The sequence below is a fragment of the Nocardia sp. NPDC059177 genome (genome assembly GCF_042755165.1).
Lineage (GTDB): Bacteria > Actinomycetota > Actinomycetes > Mycobacteriales > Mycobacteriaceae > Nocardia.
On record NZ_JBHZBX010000006.1, the window covers coordinates 25737 to 50128 of the forward strand.

Here is a 24392-nt window from a genome sequence, read left to right on the forward strand (position 1 = left end):
TTTACAGCGCGGTCAGGCCGTGTGGGCGCTGGTTCATCGACTCGGCGCCGTCCTCGGTGACGACCACGATGTCCTCGATCCGCGCGCCCCACTCGCCACGGAAGTAGATGCCCGGCTCGATGCTGAAGGCCATGCCTGGTTCGAGCACCAGATCGTTGCCTGCCACGATGTAGGGCTCCTCGTGGACCGACAGGCCGATGCCGTGGCCGGTGCGGTGGATGAACGCGTCGCCCAGGCCGGCGTCGGCGAGCAGGGTGCGCGCGGCCGCGTCGATGGATTCCGCCGTCACGCCGGGGCGGACCGCGGCCACCGCCGCCGCCTGCGCCTGCTCGAGCAGCGCCACCTGCTCGGCGACCCGCCTGCCCGGGGTACCGAGCACGTAGGTGCGGGTCGAATCGGAGTAGTAGCCGGGCTCGACGGGGCCACCGATGTCGATGACGACCACGTCGTCCTGCTCGATCGTGCGATCGGACACCTCGTGGTGCGGGTCGGCGCCGTGCGGCCCACTGCCGACGATGACGAAGGCGGCCTCGGTATGGCCCTCCTCGATGATCGCGGCGGTGATGTCGGCGGCGACCTCGGCTTCGGTGCGCCCCGGCCGCAGGAACTCACCCATCCGGGCGTGCACGCGGTCGATGGCCGCGCCCGCCCGGCGCAGGGCCTCGATCTCGGCCTCGTCCTTGATCATTCGCGCCTTGCGCAGCACCGGGGTCGCCGAGGCGGGCAGGCCGGTGGTGGATTCGGCGAGCGGGATCAGGTGCAGTGCGGGCATGGCGTCGGCCACCGCGATGCGGGAACCGGCGTGCAGCGTGGAGTGCACGAGCTGGTACGGGTCGACCCCGTCGACCCAGTCCAGGATCCGCAGGCCGAGCTCACCGGCCGCCGAACCTTCCAGGGACGCCAGTTCGAGTTTCGGGACGACCACCGACGGAGTGGCGCCGTCGGAGGTGATCACCAGGCAGGTCAGTCGTTCGAAGGACTGCGCCGTCGAACCGAGCAGATACTGCAGATCGGGGCCGGGGGTGATGAGCAGGGCGTCCAGATGCGCCTGGCGCATCGACTCGACCGCCCGTTCCAGTCGCCGGCCGTAGACCTCCGCGGCGAACCTTGCCTCCGTGTGCGCGCTCATAGGGCCCGACGTTACCCGGAGCGTCGCGGCGGTCGCGAGAACTGGAACCGGATCGTGCCCACGGCCGCCCCGACGGCACGGCCACCGGCGCCGGAACCCGCCGTGGGGGCACAATCACCGGTGTGACCGTTGACCAGACCCCCCGCGGACCCCTGTTGATCCTCGACGGCGCCAGCCTCTGGTTCCGCGCCTACTACGCGATCCCCGACAAGCTGCGGGCCACCGACGGCCGCTCGGTGAACGCCCTGCGCGGTTTCACCGACATGGTGGCCTCGCTGATCACCAAACACCGGCCCGGCCGGCTCGTCGTCGGCCTCGACCTGGACTGGCGCCCGCCGTTCCGGGTGGCGCTGGTGCCCTCCTACAAGGCGCACCGGCTCGACACCAGCGGTGACGCCGCCCCCGGCGCCGAGGAGGTGCCCGACACGCTCACCCCGCAGGTCGAGATGATCCTCGAGGTGCTCGCCGCCGCGGGCATCGCCACCGGCGGCGCCGCGGGCCTGGAGGCCGACGACGTACTCGGCACCCTCGCCAGCCGGGAACGCACCGATCCGGTGATCGTGGTCAGCGGTGATCGCGACCTGCTGCAGCTGGTCCGCGACGAGCCGGCCCCACCGGTGCGGGTGCTCTACGCCGGCCGTGGCCTGGCCAAGGCCGAACTGTTCGGTCCCGCCGAGGTGTCGGCGAAATACGGTGTGCCCGAACAGCACGCGGGCCCCGCCTACGCCGATATGGCCACCCTGCGCGGGGACGCCTCCGACGGGCTGCCCGGGGTGAGCGGGATCGGTGACAAATCCGCCGCCCAGCTCATCTCCAAGTTCGGTTCGCTCGATGCCCTGCTGGCCGCCGTCGACGACCCCGGCGCCGACCTGGCCAAGGGTGTGCGCGCGAAACTCGTCGCCGCCCAGGACTATCTGAAGGTCGCCGCCCCGGTGGTGCAGGTGGTACGCGACGCCGAGGTGGTCCTCTCGCGTCCGGACATCCTGCCCGCCGGGCCCGTCGACCGCGAGCGTCTGCTTGCTCTGGCGAGCACCTACAACGCCGAGAGCCCGGTCGCCCGGCTGATCACCGCGCTCGAGCTCTGACGACGAGACCGGGCCGCCCGCGGAATGCGGACGGCCCGGAAAGCGCGGTGCGACAGCCTAGTTCGGGCGGCCGACCTCGTAGGTGCCGTCGTCCTTGGTGATCTTGACGGTGACCTTCTTCGCCTCACCACTGACCTTCAGGTCGCAGGTGAAGGTCGCGTCGACCTCGACCTTCTGACCCGAGGGGCACGAGACATCGGAGACGTCGACGATGCCGTAGGACTCGTTCAGCACGCGCGCGACGCCGTCCTGCACGGCCGCGTTGTCGAGTTCGTCGGAGGAGAACACCACCAGCAGCAGACCGACGACCGCGGCGACGACGAGCACGCCCGCCACGATCAGGCCGATCAGCAGGCCCTTGTTGCTCTTGCCACCGCTGCCGCCCTGCGGCTGCTGACCCCACTGCTGCTGCGGCTGCGGCGCGCCCTGCTGGCCCCACTGCTGCTGCGGCTGCTGCTGACCCCACTGCTGCTGGGCGTTCGCGGCCTGTGCGTTCCAGTCCTGCGGCGGCGGCTGGGTCTGACCCCACTGCTGCTGCGGGCCGGTCGGCTGCTGCGGCTGCTGCCCCCACTGCTGCTGGCCGGGCTGCTGCGGCTGCTGGGGCTGCTGACCCCACTGCTGCTGGGGCTGCTGTGCGTTCGGGTCACCCCAGTGCTGGGTGGGCTGCGCCTGCTGCTGGGGCTGCTGCGGCGGCTGGGCCCCACCGCCCCAGTGCTGCGTGGGGCCGGCGCCACCGGCCCCCTGCTGACCCCCCCAGTGCTGGGTGGGATCGTTGCTCCCCTCCCCTGGGCCGTTCGGTCCGTACGGGCCGCTCATCCACTCGCCTCCACTCGCATTTGTTGTACTACGGTAGCCGTTGCCGTCTGGTGTGCAAACGTGAGTGCCCTCCATCGGGCAGCCTCGCCTTGCGGTGAGGCGGTCCCCGTCTGACCCGGCTGCCGCCGGTGCGGGGTTGACGCTTCGCAGCCTCCAGCCTCGCCCGCTTGCGCGGGCTCGGTCTCACGGATGGCTCCACGTCCTGCCACCGGCCCACTGCCGGCAGGACTCTGTTCACCCGGAGAACGGGTGTCGCCGAGTCTGGCGAGGTTGATCGCGGCATTACGATCCCGGTCGATCTTCACACCGCAGTGTTCACAAACGAACATCCGGTCGGCCAGGGACAGGTTTGGCTTTCGCCTGCCACAGCCCGAACACGTCTTCGACGACGGGTAGAACCGGTCGGCCACCACCAGCGTGGACCCGTACCAGGCCGTCTTGTAACCGAGCATCCGACGGACCTCAGCCAGCGCCGCGTCCGCGAGTGCCCGGTTCAAACCACGCTTGTACCCGCCACCACCTGCGCACATCCCCGCGACGTTCAACCGCTCCACGACGATGACACCATGCCGCCGCGCGAGTCCGGTGGTGGCCTTGTGCAGTGCATCGCGACGCACGGCAGCGGCGTGCGCGTGCGTCGCGCCGATCCGGCCTCGGGTGCGTGCCCAGCGCTTCGACGGCGCCTGCCGGATCTTGGCGGCCGGGTCGTAGGGCCCGTGCTGGCGGGCCGCCCTGCGTTGCAGGTTCCGCAGCCTGGCCTGGGCCCTGGTGAGAGACTTCGGTGCCGCGACACGTCCGACTTCACTCCCACCGGGCGTGGCCACCACCAGCAGCGAATCGGCTTTCACGCCGATATCGACACCCACCACGGCCGCCCCTGTACCTACATGCCCAGCAGCCTTGATGCCGCGTCGCACGATGGTCTGGAATGCCACGTGCCACCGTCCTGACGAGTCCTGCGACAGGGTCGCCGACAGGATCCGGGCGGTGTCGCCGCCGACTCGTCGGGCCAGTTTCCTGGTGGACTCATGAGTCCTGACTCGCCCCAGCCGAGGCAGGGTGACATGGTGGCGCGAGTCGTCGACCCGAATGGTTCCGGTGGTGAACCGCACCGTTCGCCGTGACCGGACCGACTTGAAGCGGGGGAACCCGACAACGGCACCGCCGCAGTGTTCCTTCCTCGATCTCGACCACGCGTCCAGCCCACGAGCCAAAGCATCAAGGCCGGTGTTGTAGGCCTCTTTCGAGTTCTCCGCCCACCACGGTGCCGCTCGGTGTTTGCGGATGTTCCACTCCTTGCGTAGACCTGGCAGCGACCAACTCAACGATGGCGTCAGCTCGGTCTCGGCGATCCCGTAGGACCGTTCCGAGCGCCGCTGATCCATCACGGCCTTCACCAGGGCGAGCATCGTGTTGTGCGCCTTGCGGGCGGCACCGGCATGAGACCGGAAAGCTCGTTCCTGTCCAGGAGTGGGGTCCAGCGCATAGCGATAGGCCTGCACAGTCCAGCCCTCGGGAATCTCGAACCCAGCCACCCCCACCCGCCTTCCCCGACGCGTCCTGCTTGCTCCCGTGATCGCCCGTCTCGCCCGTTTTGTTCTCTGTGTCCTCGGTGGTGCTCCTCCGCGACCACCACCTCAACACTGACCCCAACTCGGTCACTACCTCGGTACGCCAGGAAATCAAATCACAGACGTACCCATCACGCGGCGTCCACTGCGACGACACCCCGTCGAACGGCCCGCACGGCCTTGGCCGCGGTGGCCGCGATCTCCGGGTCGTCGGCGGTGTTGTGGATCTGGTCGAGCAGGTCGATCACCTGCCTGCACCAGCGCACGAAATCGCCCGCCGACAGCGGATTGCCCTGGTCACCGCTGGCCAGCAACGCCTCGGCCAATACGTCACCGCGCGCCCACTTGTAGACGCCGGTGACGAAGCCCAGATCGGGTTCGCGGGTCGGCGGCAGCTTGTGCCTGGCCTCGTCGGAGCGCAGCTCGGTCCACACCGCGATGGTGGCGCCGATCGCGCGCCGGATCGGCTCGGTCGGGCCCGCGGCGGTGAGGTAGCCGTTCTCCGAGCGTGATTCGTAGACCAGGGTGGACACCACCGCGGCCAGTTCGGCCGGGCCGAGCCCACGCCACAGACCCTGCCGCAGGCTCTCGGCGACGACCAGATCGCTCTCGGCGTAGATCCGGGCCAGCCGCCTGCCCTCGGCGGTCACCTCGCCGTGCGCGACGAAACCGCGCTCCTCGAGCAGCCCGACGATCCGGTCGAAAGTGCGCGCGAGCGAATTCGTCGTCGCGGCAACCTTCTGGCGCATCGTCTCGGTTTCGCGGGCGAGCCTGCTGTAGCGCTCGCCGATCCGGCTCAGCTGCTCGCGATCGGGGCGCGCGTGCGCCGGATGCGAGCGCAGACTGCGGCGCAGGGTCGACAGCTGCCTGTCTTCCCCGCCGCGGGTGTGGTCGTTGCGCCTGCGCCTGCCCGGCGCAGAAATGCCGGTGCTGCGCAGAGCCGAGGCGAGATCGCGGCGGATCCGGGCGGCCCGGTGATCGACGCGGCGCGGCAGGCGCATGTGGCCGAGCGCCTCGGCCGGGACGGGGAAGTCCGCGGCCGAGATCCGGCCCGCCCAGTGGTCCTCGGTGAGCACCAGCGGGCGCGGGTCGCCGGGGGTCTGGTCCGGCTCCAGGATCACCGCCAGGCCCGCGCGTTTGCCCGACGGGATGGCCACCACATCGCCGCGGCGCAGTTCGATCAGCGCCTTCACCGCGGCGCCGCGCCGGTCGGCCCGGCCCTGCTGCTGGATCTCGCGCTCGCGCTGCTTGATCCGTTCGCGCAGCGACAGGTACTCCATGAAGTCGCCGTCGACCCCGCCCAGCTGGTTCTCCAGCTTGCGCATCGCGCCCTGGTTGCGCTCGATGCCACGGACCAGCCCGACCACCGAACGGTCGGCCTGGAACTGGGCGAAGGAGCGTTCCAGCAGCGCGCGGGCCTCCTGGGCGCCCATCCGGTCGATCAGGTTGATCGACATGTTGTAGCCGGGCCGGAAAGAACTGCGCAGCGGGTAGGTGCGGGTGGAGGCCAGCCCGGCGACGGCGCTGGTGTCGACCTCGGGCTGCCACAGCACCACCGCGTGGCCCTCGACGTCGATCCCGCGCCTGCCCGCCCGGCCGGTGAGCTGGGTGTACTCGCCCGGGGTCAGCTCGGCGTGCGATTCGCCGTTGAACTTGACCAACCGCTCGAGCACTACCGTGCGGGCAGGCATGTTGATGCCCAGCGCCAAGGTCTCGGTGGCGAACACCGCGCGCACCAGGCCCTGCACGAACAGTTCCTCGACGGTGTGCCGGAACGCGGGCAGCATGCCGGCGTGGTGGGCGGCCAGGCCGCGGTGCAGCGCCTCGCGCCACTCCCAGTAGCCGAGGACCTCGAGATCGCCCTTGGGCAGGTCGCCGGTGTGTTTCTCGACGATCTCGTCGATCCGCTCGAGGTCACCGGGCCTGCTCAGGTCGAGCCGGGCGCGCAGGCACTGGGCCAGCGCGCCGTCACAGCCCGCGCGGCTGAAGATGAACGTGATCGCGGGCAGCAGGCCTTCCTCGTCGAGGCGGGCCAGCACCTCGGGCCGGGGCAGCGGGCGGAAGTTGCCGCGCCCGCCGCGACCGCGCGGCCCGCCGTAGCCCTGCATCCGGTCGGCGGCTTCGCGCTGGCGGATGAAGCGCACGAGGTCCTCGTCGACGAGCACCTTCTGATCGCTGGATTTGGTGTCGAACAGGTCGAACATCCGCCGCCCGACCATCACGTGCTGCCACAGCGGCACCGGCCTGGTCTCGTCGACCACGACCGCGGTGTCGCCGCGCACGGTCTCCATCCAGGCGCCGAACTCCTCGGCATTGGACACCGTCGCCGAGAGGCTGACCAGGCGCACGTCCGGCGGCAGGTGCAGGATGACTTCCTCCCACACCGCGCCGCGGAACCGGTCGGCCAGGTAGTGCACCTCATCCATGACGACATAGGACAGCCCGTAGAGCGCCTCGGAGGACGCGTAAAGCATGTTGCGCAGCACCTCGGTGGTCATCACGACCACCGGCGCGTCGGGATTGATGGACTGGTCGCCGGTGAGCAGGCCGACGCTGTCGCGGCCGTAGCGCGCGGTCAGATCGGCGAACTTCTGGTTCGACAGCGCCTTGATCGGCGTGGTGTAGAAGCATTTACCGCCCGTGGCCAGCGCCATGTGCACCGCGAACTCGCCGACGATGGTCTTGCCCGCGCCGGTCGGGGCGCAGACGAGCACGCTGTGCCCGTCTTCCAGCGCCACGCACGCGGCCTGCTGGAAGGGGTCCAGTTCGAAGGAGATTTCGCTGGCGAACTGCGCCAACTCGTTGGCCCGCACGGGAGAATCGGTCACCCGTCAGAGGGTATCGGAGTAGTCCGACACCGGGCGCGGGGTTTTCCCGGGGTCGTCCACCGAGCCGGCCGGGGCGACCGGATCGGGTGTGCCGAGCGGCGAGGCCTCCTCGTCCGACAGCGTGCCCCAGCCTTCGCTGTTCTCCCGGCGGGCGCGGCGCGCATCGTTGAACCGGGCGAATTGCACCGCGAACTCGAACAGCACCGTCAGCGCGATCGCCAGCGCCAGCATGGAGAACGGGTCCTGCGGGGTGACGATGGCCGCGAAGACGAACAGGCCGAAGATGATCCCGCGCCGCCAGGCCTTGAGCTTGACGTAGGGCAGCACACCGACCAGGTTGAGCCCGATGATCACCAGCGGCGTCTCGAAACTGACGCCGAAGATGATCAGCAGCTGGATGATGAACCCGAAATACTGGGTACCGCTGAGCGCGGTGATCTGGACGTTGTCACCGATGGTCAGCAGGAACGACAACGCGTGCGAGACCACCACGTAGGCCAGTACCGCGCCGGTCACGAACAGCAGCGTGCCCGACACCACGAACCCGACCGCGTACTTGCGTTCCTTGGCGTACAGGCCGGGGGTGATGAACGCCCACAGCTGGTACAGCCAGAACGGCGCGGCCAGCACCACACCGGCGGTGAAGCCGACCTTCAACCGCAACATGAACTGCTCGAACGGCGCGGTCGCCAGCAGGCGGCAGGCGCCGTCGGGGCTCAGGCTCGCGCGCGCGGACTCCGGCAGCGCGCAGTAGGGCCCGCGCAGGATCTCACCCAGGCTCTCGATGCCGAGGAACGAATGCGCGTACCAGAAGAAGCCGAGCAGCGTGGTGACCGTGATGGCGGCCAGGGCCAGCAACAGCCGGGTGCGCAGTTCCTGCAGGTGCTCGACCAACGACATGGTGCCGTCGGGATTCGTCCTGCGCTTGCTGCGCCGGGGATCGAACGGAATGCGCATGGTGGGTGGTGGCCTCTAACCCTCGACTTCGGCGGATGCTCGCGAAACAGCACTCGACCCCGGAGCGGGCACACGCCGCCCCGGGGAGAACACCGAGGTCAGAGCGTCTTGTGGCCCTGCTGCGGGTCGGCGATCGGTGCCTGCGCCTGCGGGGCGGACGCGGGCAGCTGCTGCGGCGGCGCCGGGGTGGCGGCGGCCGTGCCTGCCGGGGTGGTCGACTCCGACTGCATCTGCCCGACCTCGCTCTTGAAGATGCGCAGCGACCGGCCGAGACCGCGCGCCGCGTCCGGAAGCCGCTTCGCGCCGAAGAGCAGGACGAACAGCAACGCGATGATCAGCAGGTGCGTCCAGCTGAACGTGCCCATTATCAGTTACCTCCAAAGACTGTGGTGATTACCGATGCTACCTGGGCCGCCGGGGTGGTGGCTGTCCAGTGGCCGCGGTGTTCGCCACGAGTTCAACCCTGGACCGCGGTGGCGGCACCGGTCAGTTCGGCCAGCAACCGGCTGCCGCCGTAGCGGCGCGGGTCGCCGGATTCGGCGATCCTGATCAGTTCGGTGAGCCGCCGGTTCACCGGGGTCGGCCGCCCGACCATCTCGCCGAGCCGCACGATTTCCCCGCACAACCACGCGATTTCGGTGCGCCTGCCGAGCGCGAGATCGTCGGCCATCGACGAGCGCGCGAGCGGGTCGATGGCGAGCACCCGGCCGAACACGCGACGGAAGATCGGATCGGGCACCCGCAGCAGCCGCACCATCAACTCCGGTGGGACCGGCGTCAGCTGGGCGGGGCGAATTCGCGCAGTGTTCATCACCTCGAGCGCTTCGGCCTGGACCAGCGACAGGCAGCGGCGGTAGTCGCGCTCGCCGAGTTCCTCGCGCAGCGGCTTGCCCGACAGCGCGTTGATCGGGTTGTTCAGGTTGAGCAGCAGCTTGGCCCACTGCACCGGGCGCAGGTCGCGGTAGCGGCGCAGCGGCAGGCCCGCGGCGCGGAACTGGTCGGCGAAGCGGTCGACCACCGGATCGTCCTGGATGGCGACGATGCCGTCGCTGGCCCGGTGGAAGCGGCCCTGGTCACGGTGGACCACGTTGAACATGACCATGCCGGCCAGCACCAGGCAGGTGGGCAGGATCTCGCGGATGACGGTGTCGTTGCCGATGCCGTTCTGCAGGCTGACCACCGGGGTGCCGGGCCGCAACCGGCCCGCGACCATACGGACAGCGGCGGCGGTGGCCGCCGATTTCACGGTGACCAGCACCAGGTCGGCCAGTTCCGGTTCGTCCGGCGCCAGCGCGAGCCCGAAGCGGTCGGGTGAGACCTCGGTGGACCCGCCGTCCAGGTCGGTCAGGCGCAGGCCGTGCTCGGCGATGTCGTCGAGGATCCGCTGGCGGCCGACGAAGATGACTTCCATGCCCGCGGCGGCCAGATGACCGCCGATGAAGACCCCGACGCTGCCCGCACCGAGGACCAGTACTCGCTGGTTCACGCCGGTTCGGTCTCCCCGGACAATCCCGCGGCCGCGTAGGCGGCCAGCGCGGCGTCGGCGCGCTCGCGCACCGCCGCGACGAGCTCCGGTGGGCCGAGCACCCGCACCCCGGTACCGAAGCCGAGGAGTAATCGCGCCATCCAGTCCGGCGAGGCGAAGCGCATCCCCGCCTCGATGCTGCCGTCGGCCCGCGATTCGATGCGGTGCATCGGGTACTGGTCGAGCACCCAGGCGTAGTCCGCGCGCAGGCGCAGGCGGGCCAGCGGGACGGCGGGGTCGTCCTGGAACAGGTCGAGGGCGGCCGCGTCGTCGCCGGCGTGGCTGGGCGGGCGGGCGGGTTCGCCGAGTTCGGTGGCGTCCTCGATGCGGTCGAACCGGAACAGGCGAACGCCCTCGGCCTGCCTGCACCAGGCCTGCAGGTAGCTGTTGTTGTCGACGAGCACCACCCGGATCGGGTCGACGATGCGCTCGGACACCTCGTCGCGGCTGGCCGAGTAGTAGACCAGCCGCAGCGCGTGGCCGTCGGCGAGCGCGGCGCGCACGGTCGCGACCACGGGCCGTTCGACCGGCACCGCGGCCGGCTTCCCGCTGACCACCGCGTCGGTGCTGGCGATCGCCGACTCGATCTTGGCGATCGCGGCGTGCGCGGCGGTCGGGTCGACCATGCCGGGCATCTCCACGATCGAGCGCAGCGCCACCAGCAGCGCGGTGGCCTCGGTGGAGGTCAGCCGCAGCGGCCGCTCGATGCCTGCGGCGAAGGTGACCTCGATGCTCTCCTCGGAGAACGACAGGTCGATCAGGTCGCCGGGCCCGTAGCCGGGTAGCCCGCACATCCACAGCTGGTTGAGGTCGCTCATCAGCTGTTTGGTGGTCACGCCCAGTTCGGCGGCGGCCTCGGCCGCGCTGATGCCCGGGTGCGCGAGCAGATACGGCACCATGTTCAACAGGCGCGAAAGGCGCAGGGACAGACGTGAACTCACGACGCCACCTCCGTGTGGTCGAGTACCGACCGTAGCCGGTTCATCACATCGGCGCGCAGTTCCGGCGGATCCAGTACCAGTACGTCGGGGCCGAGGCCGGTGATCAGCCGGGCCACCCAGTCGCGCGAGCGCACCGGGACCTCGACCACCGACCCGGAGCGTCCGCCCAGGTCACGGGTCTCGAGTTCGGTGCCGATGCGGCGCAGTTCCCGGCCGCGGCCCTTGGCGACCCACACCAGGGCCGACCCGGTGACGGGGGCGTCGCCGGTGACCCGGTCGACGATCGCGCGCAGGTCGGTGTGCTCGGGTTTGCGCACGGCGTTGTCGGGCCCGTACGGGGTCACCTCGCCGCCGATGCGGGAGAGCCGGAAGGTGCGCACGGCGTCGCGTTCGCGGTCGTGGCCGACCAGGTACCAGCGCCCGTGCCGGGTCACCACGCCCCACGGTTCGACATCGCGGGTGACGAACGGATCGGTGACGGCGCTGTGGTGCCCGAAGCGCACGGCCCGCCCGGCGTCGATGGCGGCCAGCAGCGCGCGCAGCACCGGTTCCGAGCCGCGGGTGCGGGCGGGCACCGCGGGCATCGAGACCCCGACATTGTCGGTCTCGACGGTGACCCCGGCGGCGCGCAGCTTCAGCAGCGCGCCCTCGGCCGCACCGGCGAGTTCCGGCGACGCCCACATCTGCACGGCGACGGCGACCGCGGCCGCTTCCTCGCTGGACAGGTCGATGTCGGGCAGTTCGTAGGCGTCCCGGTTGATCCGGTACCCCTCGAGCGTCGAGAACCGCCCGACGGGACCGACTTCCAGCGGAATGCCCAGATCCCGCAGTTCGTTCTTGTCGCGCTCGAACATCCGGCTGAACGCCTCGTCGGTCGCGGAGTCCTCATAACCGGCCACGCTGGCGCGAATGCGTTCCGCGCTCAGGAACTGCCGGGTCGACAGCAGCGCGATGACCAGATTCATCAGCCGCTCGACCTTGGATATCGCCACCCGCTAGAGGGTAACGGTCGCGCCGCCCCGCCCGCGCGTCGGCGCACGGTTGTCCACCGCCCGCCCGCGGGTCCTCACGCCAGATACCGCGCGATGGCCTCGGCCACACACGCCGGACGTTCGGCACCCTCGAGTTCGATGGTGACCCGCCGCGCCACCTGGACTCCGCCCGGCACGTCGGTGACCTCGGTGAGCGTGACCCGTCCGCGTACCCGGCTGCCGACCGGCACCGGGGTGAGGAAGCGGACGCGATCGAGGCCGTAGTTGATCGCCACACCGGCCGCGCTGACCGACATCACCTGCGCGGTGATCGGCACCATCAGCGACAGCGTGAGGAATCCGTGGGCGATGGTGGCGCCGTAGGGTCCGGCCGCGGCGCGCTCGGCGTCGACGTGGATCCACTGGTGATCGCCGGTGGCCGCGGCGAACTGGTCGATGCGCTGCTGGTCGATGGTGATCCAGTCGCTGGGGCCCAGTTCGGTCCCGACCGCGGCGCGCAGGGCGTCGAAATCAGCGAAATCCGTGGTCATTGCGTTCCTCCGTGCGTCGGCGCAGTTCGCGCTCGAGTACTGTGTGGGTGGGTTTCGGATGACATGCTCGATCACATCCTGCTCGGTGTACTCGCCGTCCGTCACGACAACGGCCACGATCTCCTCGCCGACTGCGACCGGCGTGGTTCACCGGGTGAGCGCGGTGATCGCGTGGGCGGCCAGGTCGTCGGGACGGGCCTCGGCCAGTGCGCCACCGTAGCGGCCGAACGGCGTGCGGACGCCGTCGACCAGGTAGGCGCGGGCGGTCACAGGCCCATGTCCTTGGCGATGATCATCTTCATCACTTCGCTGGTGCCGCCGTAGATCCGGTTGACCCGGTTGTCGGCGTACAGGCGCGCGACCGGGTATTCGGTGATGTAGCCGTAGCCGCCGTGCAGTTGCAGGCAGCGGTCGATCACCCGGGAGGCCACCTCGGTGCAGAACAGTTTCGCCGCGGCCGCGTCGGCGGGGGTGAGCGCACCGCGGTCGAGTGCCTCGAGGGCGCGGTCGACCACGGCCTCGGCGGCGTCGACCTCGGCGCGGCAGGCGGCCAGTTCGAACTTGGTGTTCTGGAACTGGGCCACCGGCTGCCCGAAAACGCTGCGGTCCCTGGTGTATTCGAGGGCGAACCGGATGGCGGCCTTGGCTTGGGCGTAGGCCCCGACGGCGATGGACAGCCGTTCCTGGGGCAGGTTCTGCCCGAGATAGCGGAAACCCTGGTGGGCTTCGCCGAGCAGATCGGTCACCGGCACCCGGACATCGGTGAAGGACAGCTCGGCGGTGTCGGACACCTTCAGGCCGAGCTTGTCGAGCTTGCGTCCGACGGTGTAGCCCGGGGTCGTCGTGTCGACCACAAACAGCGAGATGCCGTGGCGCCGATCGGCTTCGGTGGCCGGGGCGGTCCGTGCGCACACGATCACCCGGTCGGCCTGCACCCCACCGGTGATGAACGTCTTCGCCCCGTTGAGCACATAGTGCGTGCCGTCCTCGGACAACTGCGCGGTCGTGCGCATTCCCGCCAGGTCCGACCCGGTACCCGGCTCGGTCATGGCGATGGCGAACATGATCTCGCCGGAGACGAACCCGGGCAGCCAGCGCCGCTTCTGTTCCTCGGTCGCGAGGTTCTTCAGGTACGGCAGACACAGGCCGACGTGCACGCTCGACCCGCCGAAGGACACCCCGGCCCGGGCGGTCTCCTCGATGAGCACCGCCTGGAACTTGAACGAGTCGATACCCGCGCCGCCGTACTCCTCGGGCACCTCGATCCCGAAGACCCCTAGTTCGGCCAGCGACCGATAGAACTCGCGCGGCACGATGCCTGCCTCGTACCACTGGTCGTACACGGGCACGACCTGGGATTCGACGAACGCGCGTGCCGTCTCGCGGAACGCCTCGTGTTCGTCGGTGAAAACTGTGCGCTGCATGTCGATCTCCCGCAAGCTAGAGGCGGCGGCCGCCGTCGACGTACACGGTCTGCCCGGTGACGAACCCGGCGTCCTCGGAGGCCAGGAAGGCGACCACGTTCGCGATGTCGGCGGGCGTGCCGACCCGGCGCAAGGGGGTGATCTCGGCGGTCTTCGCCTGGAGTTCCTCGGCGCCGATCCCCATCCGGGCGGCGGTGGCCGCGGTCATCTCGGTGGCGACGAAGCCGGGCGCGACGGCGTTGACCCGGATACCGAAGGGGCCCAGTTCCATCGCGAGCGTGCGGGTCAGGCCCTGGATGCCGGCCTTGGCGGCGGCGTAGTTGGCCTGTCCGCGATTGCCCAGCGCCGACACGCTCGAGGTGTTGACGATCGCGCCGCCGCCACGTTCGACCATGTGCTTCTGGGCGAGCTTGCTGCACAGGAACGCCCCGCGCAGATGCACCGCCATGACGGTGTCCCAGTCGTCGACCGACATCTTGAACAGCAGATTGTCGCGCAGCACGCCGGCATTGTTCACCAGCACGTCGAGGGAGCCGAAGTCGCTGACGGTGCGCGCCACCGCGGCGGTGACGGCGGCTTCGTCGGCGACATCGCAGCCGAGGCCGATCGCGGTGCCGCCCGCGGCGTTGATCGTGCCCGCGGTGCGTACGGCGGCGTCGGCGTCGAGATCGACGACGGCGACGGCGTACCCGTCGGCGGCCAGCCGGGCCGCGGTCGCGGCGCCGATGCCGCGGGCCGCGCCGGTGACGAAGGCGGTTCGGTGGGTCATGGGTCGTACTCCCTAAGTTTGTTGGTGTCTGGGGTTGGTGCCCTGGATGCCCAGAGCGGTGGGGTGTAGCTGATGGGTTCTTGCCTTGGTCGAGGCTTCACAGGACTGGCTGCCCCACCGCGCTGGACGCTCCGGCTGCTGATTGAGAGCTTGTTGCGGATCGTCGCTGTTTAGGGATCTGTCGGCGGGGTTGTCCACGGGCGTAACCGCTTTCGAGTCAGGAGCACGCGGGTGACAACTCGGCCTCAGATATGGGTCGGAATCGACGTCGGCAAGCAGTCGCATCACGCCTGCGCAGTCGACGAGACCGGAAAAACGCTGTTCAGCCACAAGTTCGGCAACGATCAGGCCGCGATCGAAGCCTTGATCGCCCGCGCCGACAAGGCCGCCGACCGGGTGCGGTGGGCGATCGATCTGACTTCTCCGTTGGCGTTGCTGCTGATCACGGTGTTGCTGGCCGCTGATCAGACGGTGACCTATGTGCCGGGCCGGGTAGTCAACACCATGACCCACGGGTTCCGCGGCGAAGCCAAGACCGACGCCAAGGACGCGAAGGTCATCGCCGAAACCGCCCGGATGCGCCGGGACCTGAGCCAGGTCACGATGCCCGACGAGCTGGTAGTCGGGTTGACTCAGTTGACCAGCTACCGCACCGATCTGATGTCGGACCGGGTCGCCGGGATCAACCGGCTCCGTTCCCTGCTCGGCTCGATCTTCCCCGCACTCGAGGCCGCATTCGACTACTCGAGCCGGACACCGTTGATCCTTGTCGCCGGCATGTGCACCCCAGCCGAGATCCGAGGCACCGGAATTGATGGTGTCGCAACATATTTGACTGACAACGGGGCCTGGAAACCCGGGATCGGCAAGACCGCGGCCACTGCGGTCGAGGCCGCCGGACGACAAAGCCTGACCCTGCCGGGCGAGGCCGACACCGCGATGTTGGTCAAACGGATCGCCCGGAAACTGCTCGACCTCGATCGCGAGATCAAGGACACCGACAAGCTCATCACGGCCCGTTTCCGGGAACATCCCTGGGCGCGGATCATCGAGTCGTTGCCCGGGATGGGGCCGGGCTTGGGCGCTGAGTTCCTCGTTGGCACCGGTGGTGAGCTGGCCAATTTCGCCAGCGCGGGCCGGTTGGCGTCGTATGCCGGCCTGGTCCCGGTGCCTCGCGACTCGGGCAGGGTTTCGGGCAATCTGCACCGTCCGAAGCGCTACAACCGGCGACTGCGCAGGGTGTTCTACATGGCTGCGCTGTCGAGTCTGCGTTACGAGAACGGGCCCTCGCGGCGGTTCTACGACCGCAAACGCAGCGAGCGTCAGATCCATACCCAAGCCCTCCTAGCCCTGGCCCGACGTTTGGTCGACGTGTTGTGGGCACTGTTGCGAGACCAGCGTGAGTTCACCCTCGGCAACCCGGTACCGGTTGCTGCTGCGGCTTGACACGGTCATTGAGAGTCCTGTGTCAGACAATGGCGTTCACGCCGGTGAGGGCGCGGCCGATGAGCAGTTTCTGGATCTGGGTGGTGCCCTCGTAGAGGGTCAGCACGCGCGCGTCGCGCAGGTATTTGGCGACGGGGAACTCGTCGATGTAGCCGTAGCCGCCGAACACCTGGATCGCGTTGTTCGCCGCCTTCACCGCGGCCTCGGAGGCGAACAGCTTCGCCATCGACGCGGCGGTGCCGAACGGTTCGCCCCGGTCGACGAGATCGGCGGCGCGCCAGGCCAGCAGCCGCGCCGCCTCGGTCTCCACGGCCATGTCGGCGAGCAGTTCCTGCACCAGCTGATAGCCCGCGATCGGCTTGCCGAACTGCTCGCGCTCCCCCGCGTAGCGCACCGAGGCCTCCAGGCAGGCGCGGGCCAGCCCGACGCAGCCCGCGGCCACGCCGATCCGGCCTTTGTCCAGGGCGGCCATGGCGATCCGGAACCCCTGCCCTTCGTCGCCGAGCCGCAGGGCGTCGGGCACCCGGACCCGGTCCAGGACCAGCTCGGCGGTGGCCTGCCCACGCAGACCGAGCTTGCCGGTGATCTCGGTACGGCCGAAGCCGGGCGCGTCGGTCGGCACGAGGAACGCGGTCACGCCCTTGGGTCCCGGTCCCCCGGTGCGCGCGAAGACCAGCGCGACATCGGCCCAGGTGCCGTTGGTGATGAAGATCTTGGTGCCGTCGATGACCCAGTCCGCCCCGTCCCGGGTGGCGCGGGTGCTCAGATTCGCGGCATCGGACCCGGTCCCCGGCTCGGTGAGCGCGAAGCAGCCGAGCTGCTCGCCCGCGCACAGCGGCGGCAGGAACCGGGCCTGCTGTTCCTCGGTGCCGTAGGCGGCGATCGACTTGCCGACCAGCCCGAGCGACACCGACACGATCCCGCGCACCGCGCTGTCGCCGCGCCCGAGTTCTTCCAGCAGCACGCAGTAGGCCAGCGCGTCACCGCCGGACCCGCCGTACTGCTCGTCGATCCCGATCCCGAGGAATCCCAGTGCGCCGAGTTTGCCGACGATCGCCGGGTCGACCGATTCGTCCCGGTCCCACTGCGCGGCGTACGGCACGACTTCCTTGTCCACCCAGGTGCGGGCCAGCTCACGCAGATCGTGCTGCGCCGGGCTGAGTGCGAGATCCATCCGATCACTCCTGAACCAAACGGTGTTAGGTTTACTCGGGCACCGTATCCTAACGCCGTTCGGTTCATCAAGGGCCGGCACGGCCATCGGTGATAGCGTTCGACATTCCGACCGACCCGAGCAGACAGGAGTGGCGCATGGCCAGGCCGCGCGTACCGCTGTTGAGCCGCGAACGCATTCGCGACACCGCGCTGGCCATGATCGACCGCGACGGCCTCGCCGAGGTCTCCATGCGCAAACTGGCAGCCGAACTCGGCGTCCAGGCGGCCTCCCTGTACGGCCACTACCCGAACAAGGACGACCTGCTCGACGACATCGCCACCGCCGTCATGAGCCACGTCGACACCACCGGCTTCGACACGCTGCCCTGGCCGGAGGGCCTGGCAGCCTGGGCCCGCAGCTACCGCTCGGCGCTGGTCGCGCACCCGAATTTCGTGCCCTACCTCGCCACCGGCCCCGGCCGGCGCGCGGAGAACCTGCGCGCGGCCGACGCCGTGCACGGCGGGCTGGTCGGCGCGGGCTGGCCACCGCGCTACGCGACCATGATCGGCGCGGCCACCCGCTACCTGGTGATGGGTTCGACGGTCGGCTCGTTCGCGGGCGGATTCGCCGACGACGTGCAGGTCTACCGGGACCGCTACCCGCACCTGAACCAGGCGCACCTGCTGCGCGCGGTCGCCGACGAGATCGACGACGACAGCTTCGAGCTGGCCCTGACCGCGTTCGTCACCGGCCTCAGCGGCACCTACGCCACCGTGGTCCGCACGGACTGAGCACCCGCGGACACACGACGGGACCGGTGGCGCCTACGCATTCGCTCCCATGCGCCACCGGTCCCGTCGACATCCCCCCGTCTCGGGGGTTCGCCTACATCGAGGCGATCAGCCGATCGACACGCTCGTCGACCGACCGGAAGGGATCCTTGCACAGCACGGTGCGCTGCGCTTGGTCGTTGAGCTTCAGATGCACCCAGTCGACGGTGAAATCCCGGCCGGCTTCCTGGGCGGCGGTGATGAAATCACCACGCAGCTTGGCACGGGTGGTCTGCGGCGGGGTCTCCACCGCGGCGTCGACCGCCTCGTCCTCGGTGATCCGCTTGGCCAGCCCCTTGCGCTGCAGCAAGTCGAACACGCCGCGACCACGCTTGATGTCGTGATAGGCCAGATCCAGCTGGGCGATCTTGGGATCGGACAGCTCCATGCTGTAGCGGTCCTGGTAGCGCTGGAACAGCTTGCGCTTGATCACCCAGTCGATCTCGGTGTCGACCTTGGCGAAATCCTGCGCCTCGACCGCGTCGAGCGTGCGGCCCCACAGATCCACCACGGCGTCGACCTGCGGGTCGCGATCGCGATTGCGCAGGTGCTCGACGGCGCGGGCGTAGTACTCACGCTGGATCTCGAGGGCGCTGGCCTGGCGGCCACCGGCCAACCGGACCGGACGGCGACCGGTGAGATCGTGGCTCACCTCGCGGATCGCGCGGATCGGGTTGTCGAGGGCGAAGTCGCGGAAGGAGACGCCCGCCTCGATCATCTCCAGCACGAGCGAGGCGGTGCCCACCTTGAGCATCGTCGTCGGCTCGGCCATGTTCGAATCGCCCACGATCACGTGCAGGCGCCGGTACTTCTCGGCGTCGGCGTGCGGCTCGTCGCGGGTGTTGATGATCGGGCGCGAGCGGGTGGTCGCCGAGGAGACGCCCTCCCAGATGTGCTCGGCACGCTGGGACAGGCAGAAGGTGGCCGCCTTGGGCGTCTGCAGCACTTTGCCCGCACCGCAGATGAGCTGGCGGGTGACCAGGAACGGGAGCAACACGTCCGAGATCCGGGAGAACTCACCCGCGCGCACCACGAGGAAGTTCTCGTGGCAGCCGTAGGAGTTGCCCGCGGAGTCGGTGTTGTTCTTGAACAGGTAGATGTCGCCGCCGATACCCTCCTCGGCCAGGCGCTGCTCGGCGTCGATCAGCAGGTCCTCCAGGACCCGCTCACCGGCGCGGTCGTGGGTGACCAGCTGCACCAGGCTGTCGCATTCCGCGGTCGCGTACTCGGGATGTGATCCGACGTCGAGGTACAACCTGGCACCGTTGCGAAGGAAGACATTAGAGCTACGGCCCCAGGACACCACCCGGCGGAACAGGTACCGGGCCACCTCGTCGGGGGACAGCCGACGGTGACCGTGGAAGGTGCATGTCACACCGAACTCGGTCTCGATCCCCATGATTCGTCGCTGCACACTATCGACACTACAGCCATGACCAGTGCCCGTGCGGCGCTCCGGACAACCCATCTGCATACGTGTTCACAACGATTCGGACAGTGCTGCGCCGCAGCACACACGGCGAAATCGGGCCCACGAACCGTCCTGGTTCGCGGGCCCGACTTGATCATGACAGCGGGCTACTTCCCGGCGTCGTCCTCGGGTTCGGGCAGCTTCGCCTCTTTCACGGCCTTGGCCTTGGGCGCACCGCCGAGTGCCTTCTGCAGGGCCGGGCCCTGCAGCCGGCGGAACGCCCGCCGCGGCCTGGCCTGCTCGAGCGTGGCCACCTCCAGGGAGGCCTCGCCGAGCGAGCGCTTGTCCTTGTCGGCCTCGGGCTGACCGGCCTGCAGCGCCCCGATGGCCACCTTCAGCGCGTCGTCGAGGGACAGTCCCGGCTGGTAGGCGGCCTTGAGGGCGGTCACGATGGGCTCGGTGGTGCCACCCATCACGACGTACTCGCGTTCGTCGACGATCGACCCGTCGAAGGTGATCCGGTACAGCACCGAGGCCGGCGACTGCTCCGGATACCCCACCTCCGCCACGCACAGCTCCACCTCGTAGGGCTTGAGCTGATCGGTGAAGATCGACCCCAGGCTCTGCGCGTACAGGTTGGCCAGGCCACGGCCGGTGACATCGCGCCGGTCGTACTGGTAGCCCTTGAGGTCGGCCTGCAGGATGCCGCCGCGGCGCAGGGCCTCGAACTCGTTGTACTTGCCGACCGCAGCGAACCCGACGCGGTCGTAGAGCTCGCTGATCTTGTGCAGGGTCGCCGACGGGTTCTCCGCGACGAACAGCACGCCCTTGTCGTAGACCAGCACGATCACACTGCGACCGCGACCGATGCCCTTGCGGGCGAGCTCGGTCTTGTCGCGCATGATCTGCTCGGCCGAGGCGTAGTAAGGCAGCGTCATGCGCCGGCACCCCCGTTCTGTGCGGCCGCGCGGTCGGCCGCGATCGCCGTGGTGATCGCGCCGAGCCGATCCTCGGCCACCTCCGTTGCGCCGTCGGCGTCGACGAGCACCACCGTCGGGTAGATCCCGCGCAACGCGTCGGGCCCACCGGTGGCGGTGTCGTCGTCGGCGGCGTCGACCAGTGATTCGACCGCGATCCGCAGCGCCTGTTCCTGGTCGAGTCCGTGCCGGTAGGTCTTCTTCAGCGACGACTTGGCGAACATCGAGCCGGAGCCGACCGCGGTGTAGCCGAACCGTTCCTCACTGCGCGAACCGACCACGTCGAAGGACACGATCCGCCCGGCCTTGTCCTGGTCGGTGACCTGGTCGTCGAACCCGACCAGCAGGGGCACCACAGCCAGCCCCTGCATGGCGGCGGGCAGGTTGTCACGCACCATCTTCGACAGCTTGTTGGCCTTGCCGTCGAAGGTCAGCGACACGCCTTCGATCTTCTCGTAGTACTCCAGCTCCACCGCGAACAGCCGGACCATCTCCACCGCCAGCCCGGCCGTGCCCGCGATGCCCGCCGCGGAGAAGGTGTCGGTGATGTACACCTTCTCCATGTCGCGCGAGGCCACCAGGTTGCCCTGGGTGGCCCTGCGGTCGCCGGCGAGCAACACACCGCCGCGATAGCTGACCGCGACGATCGTCGTACCGTGCGGCGCGAAATCGGCCGAGGCGGTCAGCTCGGACGCACCGAACCTGTTGCCGGGCAACAGGTCCGGTGCATGCATCCGCAGGTGTTCGGTGAACGAGGAGAGAGCCTGCCCCGCGTGGAGGCGCAACGGATCACCTGAGGTCACTGGCCGCCCTTCTGCACATAGGCCCGCACGAAGTCCTCGGCGTTCTCCTCGAGCACGTCATCGATCTCGTCGAGCAGGTCGTCGGTTTCCTCCGCCAGCTTCTCGCGGCGCTCCTGCCCAGCGGCGTCGACGCCCTCGGGACCCTCGTCCTCGTCGCCACCCCCGGCGCGCTTGGTCTGCTCTTGTGCCATGGCAGCCGACCTCCTCTTCCTCATCACGATGTTCGTGCTAGTTCCTCAACCCTACCGAGCGGATCCGACAAGGTGGTCTATTAGCGATCGGATTGTCGCCCGACCGTGCCGCCGAACCGGGTCAATGAGTGAGCTGGTCGACCAGCTCGGCGGCACTCTGCGCGGCGTCCAGGAGCTTCCCGACGTGCGCTTTCGTCCCCCGGCGCGGCTCGAGGGTGGGAATGCGCACCAGCGAATCGCCGCCCAGATCGAAGATCACCGAATCCCAACTGGCGGCGGCGATATCGGCACCGAAGCGGCGCAGGCACTCACCGCGGAAGTAGGCGCGGGTGTCGGTCGGCGGCTTGGTCATCGCGTCGAGCACCTGCTGCTCACTGACCAGCCGCTTCATCGACCCGCGCGCCACCAGGCGGTTGTAGAGGCCCTTGTCCAGGCGCACATCCGAGTACTGCAGGTCCATCAGATGCAGTTTCGGCGCGGCCCAGCCCAGCCCCTCGCGGCTGCGCATGCCCTCGAGCAGACGCAGTTTCGCGGGCCAGTCGAGCAGGTTGGCGCATTCCAGCGGATCGCGTTCGAGCAGGTCGAGGACCATCGCCCAGTTGTCGACGATGTCGCGTACGCGCGGGTCGTCGTTGCCTTCGCGGTCGATGAACTTGGCGACGCGCTCGTGGTAGAGCCGTTGCAGCGCAAGGCCGGTCAGCTCGCGGCCGTCGGCCAGCGCGACGGTGGCGCGCAGCGTGGGGTCGTGGCTGATCTGGTGCACGGCGGTGACCGGGCGGGCCAGCTGGAACTCCGAGAGGTCCTCGCCCGCCTCGATCAGGTCGAGGACCAGCGCGGTGGTGCCGACCTTGAGGTAGGTCGACATCTCGGCCAGGTTGGCGTCACCGATGATCACGTGCAGGCGGCGGTACTTGTCGGCGTCGGCGTGCGGTTCGTCGCGGGTGTTGATGATGCCGCGCTTGAGGGTGGTCTCCAGGCCGACCTCGACCTCGATGTAGTCGGCGCGCTGGGACAGCTGGAAGCCGGCGGTGTCACCGGACTGGCCGATGCCGACCCGGCCGGACCCGCAGATCACCTGGCGGGAGACGAAGAACGGGGTCAGCCCGGCGATGATGTGGCTGAACGGGGTGTCGCGGCTCATCAGGTAGTTCTCGTGGGTGCCGTAGGAGGCACCCTTGCCGTCGACATTGTTCTTGTACAGCTGCAGGCGGGGCGCGCCGGGGACGCTGGAGGCGTGCCGGGCGGCGGCCTCCATCACCCGCTCGCCGGCTTTGTCCCAGATGACCGCGTCCATCGGGTCGACGACCTCGGGCGCGGAGTACTCCGGGTGCGCGTGGTCGACATAGAGCCGGGCCCCGTTGGTGAGGATCATGTTCGCCGCGCCGACCTCGTCGGCGTCGATCACCGGGGCGGGCCCGCTCATCCGGCTCAGGTCGAAACCACGCGCGTCACGCAGCGGGGATTCCACCTCGTAGTCCCATCGGGTGCGCTTGGCGCGCGGCACCCCTTCGGCGGCCGCGTAGGCGAGCACGGCCTGGGTGGAGGTGAGGATCGGGTTGGCCGTCGGCTCCGTGGGGGTCGAGATGCCGTACTCGACCTCGATTCCGATGATGCGCTGCATGCTGTCGAGCCTAGGCGACGCGCCGGACCCACATCGCCATCTCGGCCCGAGCCACCCCCGCCGCCCAGCTCAGCCGCGTGCCCGCACACCGCTCAGCAACTGGGCGACATCCCCCGCCGCCTGCTCCGGGGACAGCGTGCGATGGTCCACCAGCAACCGGTACCAGAACACCCCGAACAGCTGGTCGGCCGCCAGGTCCAGGCCGGCATCCGCGCGCAGTTCGCCGCGCTCGACCCCGCGCGCCAGCATCGCGACGACCACGGCACGCCGCGTGCCGATCCATTCGCCGAAATGCCTGGCGAACTCCGGATCGAGTTGCGCCTCGGCCATCATTCCCCGCAGAGCCTGTGCGCGGACCGGGAATTCGGTGACCCGGTAGAGCTCGGTGACGAAGGCGACCAGATCCGATGCCACCGCACCGGTATCGGGCTCCGGCATCCGCCGGGCGACCGCCTCGGCGTAGGCGTCCATGGCGAGTTCGGCCCGCGAACGCCACCAGCGGTAGATGGTGCTCTTGGCGACACCGGAACGCGCGGCGACACTCTCGACGGTCATCCGGCGGTAGCCGTGCTCCTCCAGGATCTCGGCGCTGGCCCGCAGGACATCGGCGCGCGCCGCGTCGCTGCGAATCCGGCCACCGGTCCGTGCCTTGTCGCCCATGTCACCTCCACGAGAACTTCTCCTCACTCTAGTTCGCTGCTATCTTTATCGAAACGCTACGGAGCGTTTTGATTTTATGGAGGACTGTTTCGATGAGCACCATCGTCGTTTCCCACGGGTTCGAGGCACGCAGCGACAGCGTCTGGTTTCCCTGGTTCACCGCGGCCTCGACCGCGCTCGGCCACCAGGTCGTGATCCCCGACCTGCCCGAACCCGGTGCGCCGCACCTCGAGCCGTGGCGCGCGACCCTCGCCGCGGCGGCCACGGCCGCCGATCCGGCCGACACCGTCCTGGTCGGCCACAGCATCGGCAGCGTCAACGTGCTGCGCATGCTCGAGCAGCACGCGGGCACGCCGTTCGCCGGCGCGGTACTGGTGTCGGCCTCGGCGCACGAGGTGGGTTACGACATCCTCGCCGAGTTCTTCGACGGCCCGTTCGACTGGCCACGAATCCGGGCTGCCGCCACCGACTTCCGGCTGCTGTCGGCGATCGACGACCCGGTCAACGCCGCCGATCCGATGGGGCATGTCCAGCAACTGGTTCGCGGGCTCGGCGCACGCGCCCTGGTGCTGCCCAGCGGTGGTCACCTCGGCGCCCACCCCGACGATCACATCGAGCTGCCGGAAGCGGTCGCGCTGGTGGAAGAGATTCTGGCCCAGCGCGACTGAGCCGGACGGGGGACCCGGGGTCCGTCACTGGGTGGACCGCGGGTCGTCCTCGGGGGCGATCC

The 24392-nt window shown here is 69.4% G+C and carries 24 protein-coding genes; 4 read left to right on the forward strand and 20 right to left on the reverse strand.

What is annotated here, in order from left to right; all coding sequences use genetic code 11:
* Position 1 precedes the first annotated feature (1 nt).
* The gene (locus ACFXK0_RS09490) at positions 2-1129 is read right to left on the reverse strand and encodes a M24 family metallopeptidase (RefSeq protein ID WP_379409550.1); all 1128 of its coding nucleotides are present in this window, start codon (positions 1127-1129) and stop codon (positions 2-4) included.
* Positions 1130-1251: 122 nt separating this feature from the next.
* On the opposite strand from ACFXK0_RS09490, the gene ACFXK0_RS09495 reads away from it, so the two are divergent.
* Positions 1252-2214, forward strand: a complete 963-nt coding sequence (locus ACFXK0_RS09495) for a 5'-3' exonuclease H3TH domain-containing protein (protein WP_379409551.1) — start codon at positions 1252-1254, stop codon at positions 2212-2214.
* Between the two features lie 57 nt (positions 2215-2271).
* On the opposite strand, the gene ACFXK0_RS09500 is transcribed toward ACFXK0_RS09495, so the two are convergent.
* From ACFXK0_RS09500 to ACFXK0_RS09555, 12 genes are all read right to left on the reverse strand, one after another.
* Complete coding sequence (locus ACFXK0_RS09500; RefSeq protein ID WP_379409552.1) at positions 2272-3030, reverse strand: DUF4333 domain-containing protein; 759 nt, start codon at positions 3028-3030, stop codon at positions 2272-2274.
* Positions 3027-4565, reverse strand: coding sequence for an IS607 family element RNA-guided endonuclease TnpB (gene tnpB, locus ACFXK0_RS09505; RefSeq protein WP_379409553.1), 1539 nt, complete (start codon positions 4563-4565; stop codon positions 3027-3029). Before tnpB ends, ACFXK0_RS09500 begins: the two co-directional genes overlap by 4 nt.
* A gap of 167 nt (positions 4566-4732) precedes the next feature.
* A complete protein-coding gene (locus ACFXK0_RS09510; protein WP_379409554.1) occupies positions 4733-7429 on the reverse strand; it encodes a DEAD/DEAH box helicase in 2697 nt (898 codons plus the stop codon).
* Between the two features lie 3 nt (positions 7430-7432).
* On the reverse strand, positions 7433-8386 hold the full coding sequence (gene tatC, locus ACFXK0_RS09515) for a twin-arginine translocase subunit TatC (RefSeq protein WP_379409555.1): 954 nt from the start codon (positions 8384-8386) through the stop codon (positions 7433-7435).
* 98 nt (positions 8387-8484) lie between these two features.
* Positions 8485-8751: a Sec-independent protein translocase subunit TatA gene (tatA, locus tag ACFXK0_RS09520; RefSeq protein WP_379409556.1), complete on the reverse strand. Its 267-nt coding sequence runs from the start codon at positions 8749-8751 to the stop codon at positions 8485-8487.
* Positions 8752-8843: 92 nt separating this feature from the next.
* Positions 8844-9872 carry a 2-dehydropantoate 2-reductase gene (locus ACFXK0_RS09525; protein ID WP_379409557.1) on the reverse strand — a complete coding sequence of 343 codons (1029 nt, stop codon included), beginning with the start codon at positions 9870-9872 and terminating at the stop codon, positions 8844-8846.
* Positions 9869-10852 carry a helix-turn-helix transcriptional regulator gene (locus tag ACFXK0_RS09530; protein WP_379409558.1) on the reverse strand — a complete coding sequence of 328 codons (984 nt, stop codon included), beginning with the start codon at positions 10850-10852 and terminating at the stop codon, positions 9869-9871. Before ACFXK0_RS09530 ends, ACFXK0_RS09525 begins: the two co-directional genes overlap by 4 nt.
* The gene (locus ACFXK0_RS09535; protein ID WP_379409559.1) at positions 10849-11844 is read right to left on the reverse strand and encodes a helix-turn-helix transcriptional regulator; all 996 of its coding nucleotides are present in this window, start codon (positions 11842-11844) and stop codon (positions 10849-10851) included. The genes ACFXK0_RS09530 and ACFXK0_RS09535 overlap by 4 nt, the downstream gene beginning before the upstream one ends.
* A 74-nt stretch (positions 11845-11918) precedes the next feature.
* Entirely contained in the window at positions 11919-12374 is a 456-nt protein-coding gene (locus tag ACFXK0_RS09540; protein ID WP_379409560.1) for a MaoC family dehydratase, read from the reverse strand.
* 147 nt (positions 12375-12521) lie between these two features.
* Positions 12522-12644: a hypothetical protein gene (locus ACFXK0_RS09545; RefSeq protein ID WP_379409831.1), complete on the reverse strand. Its 123-nt coding sequence runs from the start codon at positions 12642-12644 to the stop codon at positions 12522-12524.
* Entirely contained in the window at positions 12641-13798 is a 1158-nt protein-coding gene (locus ACFXK0_RS09550) for an acyl-CoA dehydrogenase family protein (RefSeq protein WP_379409561.1), read from the reverse strand. The genes ACFXK0_RS09545 and ACFXK0_RS09550 overlap by 4 nt, the downstream gene beginning before the upstream one ends.
* A gap of 16 nt (positions 13799-13814) precedes the next feature.
* Positions 13815-14567 carry a glucose 1-dehydrogenase gene (locus ACFXK0_RS09555; protein WP_379409562.1) on the reverse strand — a complete coding sequence of 251 codons (753 nt, stop codon included), beginning with the start codon at positions 14565-14567 and terminating at the stop codon, positions 13815-13817.
* Positions 14568-14798: 231 nt separating this feature from the next.
* On the opposite strand from ACFXK0_RS09555, the gene ACFXK0_RS09560 reads away from it, so the two are divergent.
* Positions 14799-16013 (forward strand): IS110 family transposase, encoded by a 1215-nt coding sequence (locus ACFXK0_RS09560; protein ID WP_379409563.1) that lies wholly within the window; start codon positions 14799-14801, stop codon positions 16011-16013.
* 22 nt (positions 16014-16035) lie between these two features.
* Here ACFXK0_RS09560 and ACFXK0_RS09565 read toward each other — a convergent pair whose 3' ends face one another.
* Positions 16036-17187, reverse strand: a complete 1152-nt coding sequence (locus ACFXK0_RS09565) for an acyl-CoA dehydrogenase family protein (RefSeq protein ID WP_379409564.1) — start codon at positions 17185-17187, stop codon at positions 16036-16038.
* A 137-nt stretch (positions 17188-17324) separates the two neighbouring features.
* Between ACFXK0_RS09565 and ACFXK0_RS09570 the strand changes: the two genes are divergently transcribed.
* A complete protein-coding gene (locus ACFXK0_RS09570) occupies positions 17325-17960 on the forward strand; it encodes a TetR/AcrR family transcriptional regulator (RefSeq protein ID WP_379409565.1) in 636 nt (211 codons plus the stop codon).
* A 94-nt stretch (positions 17961-18054) separates the two neighbouring features.
* On the opposite strand, the gene pafA is transcribed toward ACFXK0_RS09570, so the two are convergent.
* The 6 genes from pafA to ACFXK0_RS09600 form a co-directional block, all read right to left on the reverse strand.
* The gene (pafA, locus tag ACFXK0_RS09575) at positions 18055-19413 is read right to left on the reverse strand and encodes a Pup--protein ligase (protein ID WP_186817494.1); all 1359 of its coding nucleotides are present in this window, start codon (positions 19411-19413) and stop codon (positions 18055-18057) included.
* 164 nt (positions 19414-19577) lie between these two features.
* Positions 19578-20348 carry a proteasome subunit alpha gene (gene prcA / locus ACFXK0_RS09580; RefSeq protein WP_379409566.1) on the reverse strand — a complete coding sequence of 257 codons (771 nt, stop codon included), beginning with the start codon at positions 20346-20348 and terminating at the stop codon, positions 19578-19580.
* Positions 20345-21190, reverse strand: a complete 846-nt coding sequence (gene prcB, locus ACFXK0_RS09585; protein ID WP_379409567.1) for a proteasome subunit beta — start codon at positions 21188-21190, stop codon at positions 20345-20347. The genes prcA and prcB overlap by 4 nt, the downstream gene beginning before the upstream one ends.
* A complete protein-coding gene (locus ACFXK0_RS09590) occupies positions 21187-21381 on the reverse strand; it encodes a ubiquitin-like protein Pup (protein WP_019047503.1) in 195 nt (64 codons plus the stop codon). The genes prcB and ACFXK0_RS09590 overlap by 4 nt, the downstream gene beginning before the upstream one ends.
* A 121-nt stretch (positions 21382-21502) precedes the next feature.
* Complete coding sequence (gene dop, locus ACFXK0_RS09595; protein ID WP_379409568.1) at positions 21503-23002, reverse strand: depupylase/deamidase Dop; 1500 nt, start codon at positions 23000-23002, stop codon at positions 21503-21505.
* 69 nt (positions 23003-23071) lie between these two features.
* The gene (locus ACFXK0_RS09600; protein ID WP_379409569.1) at positions 23072-23662 is read right to left on the reverse strand and encodes a TetR/AcrR family transcriptional regulator; all 591 of its coding nucleotides are present in this window, start codon (positions 23660-23662) and stop codon (positions 23072-23074) included.
* A gap of 92 nt (positions 23663-23754) precedes the next feature.
* On the opposite strand from ACFXK0_RS09600, the gene ACFXK0_RS09605 reads away from it, so the two are divergent.
* On the forward strand, positions 23755-24330 hold the full coding sequence (locus tag ACFXK0_RS09605) for an alpha/beta fold hydrolase (protein WP_379409570.1): 576 nt from the start codon (positions 23755-23757) through the stop codon (positions 24328-24330).
* Positions 24331-24392 lie beyond the last annotated feature (62 nt).

What these genes read in the sequence shown, in the direction of transcription:
- ACFXK0_RS09605 (WP_379409570.1), top strand. Translation starts at nt 23,755, where the DNA reads ATGAGCACCATCGTCGTTTCCCACGGGTTCGAGGCACGCAGCGACAGC.
- ACFXK0_RS09555 (WP_379409562.1), bottom strand. Translation starts at nt 14,567, where the DNA reads ATGACCCACCGAACCGCCTTCGTCACCGGCGCGGCCCGCGGCATCGGC.
- ACFXK0_RS09540 (WP_379409560.1), bottom strand. Translation starts at nt 12,374, where the DNA reads ATGACCACGGATTTCGCTGATTTCGACGCCCTGCGCGCCGCGGTCGGG.
- ACFXK0_RS09550 (WP_379409561.1), bottom strand. Translation starts at nt 13,798, where the DNA reads ATGCAGCGCACAGTTTTCACCGACGAACACGAGGCGTTCCGCGAGACG.
- ACFXK0_RS09565 (WP_379409564.1), bottom strand. Translation starts at nt 17,187, where the DNA reads ATGGATCTCGCACTCAGCCCGGCGCAGCACGATCTGCGTGAGCTGGCC.
- tatA (WP_379409556.1), bottom strand. Translation starts at nt 8,751, where the DNA reads ATGGGCACGTTCAGCTGGACGCACCTGCTGATCATCGCGTTGCTGTTC.
- ACFXK0_RS09600 (WP_379409569.1), bottom strand. Translation starts at nt 23,662, where the DNA reads ATGGGCGACAAGGCACGGACCGGTGGCCGGATTCGCAGCGACGCGGCG.
- ACFXK0_RS09590 (WP_019047503.1), bottom strand. Translation starts at nt 21,381, where the DNA reads ATGGCACAAGAGCAGACCAAGCGCGCCGGGGGTGGCGACGAGGACGAG.
- prcA (WP_379409566.1), bottom strand. Translation starts at nt 20,348, where the DNA reads ATGACGCTGCCTTACTACGCCTCGGCCGAGCAGATCATGCGCGACAAG.
- dop (WP_379409568.1), bottom strand. Translation starts at nt 23,002, where the DNA reads ATGCAGCGCATCATCGGAATCGAGGTCGAGTACGGCATCTCGACCCCC.
- tatC (WP_379409555.1), bottom strand. Translation starts at nt 8,386, where the DNA reads ATGCGCATTCCGTTCGATCCCCGGCGCAGCAAGCGCAGGACGAATCCC.
- ACFXK0_RS09500 (WP_379409552.1), bottom strand. Translation starts at nt 3,030, where the DNA reads ATGAGCGGCCCGTACGGACCGAACGGCCCAGGGGAGGGGAGCAACGAT.
- ACFXK0_RS09490 (WP_379409550.1), bottom strand. Translation starts at nt 1,129, where the DNA reads ATGAGCGCGCACACGGAGGCAAGGTTCGCCGCGGAGGTCTACGGCCGG.
- ACFXK0_RS09570 (WP_379409565.1), top strand. Translation starts at nt 17,325, where the DNA reads ATGGCCAGGCCGCGCGTACCGCTGTTGAGCCGCGAACGCATTCGCGAC.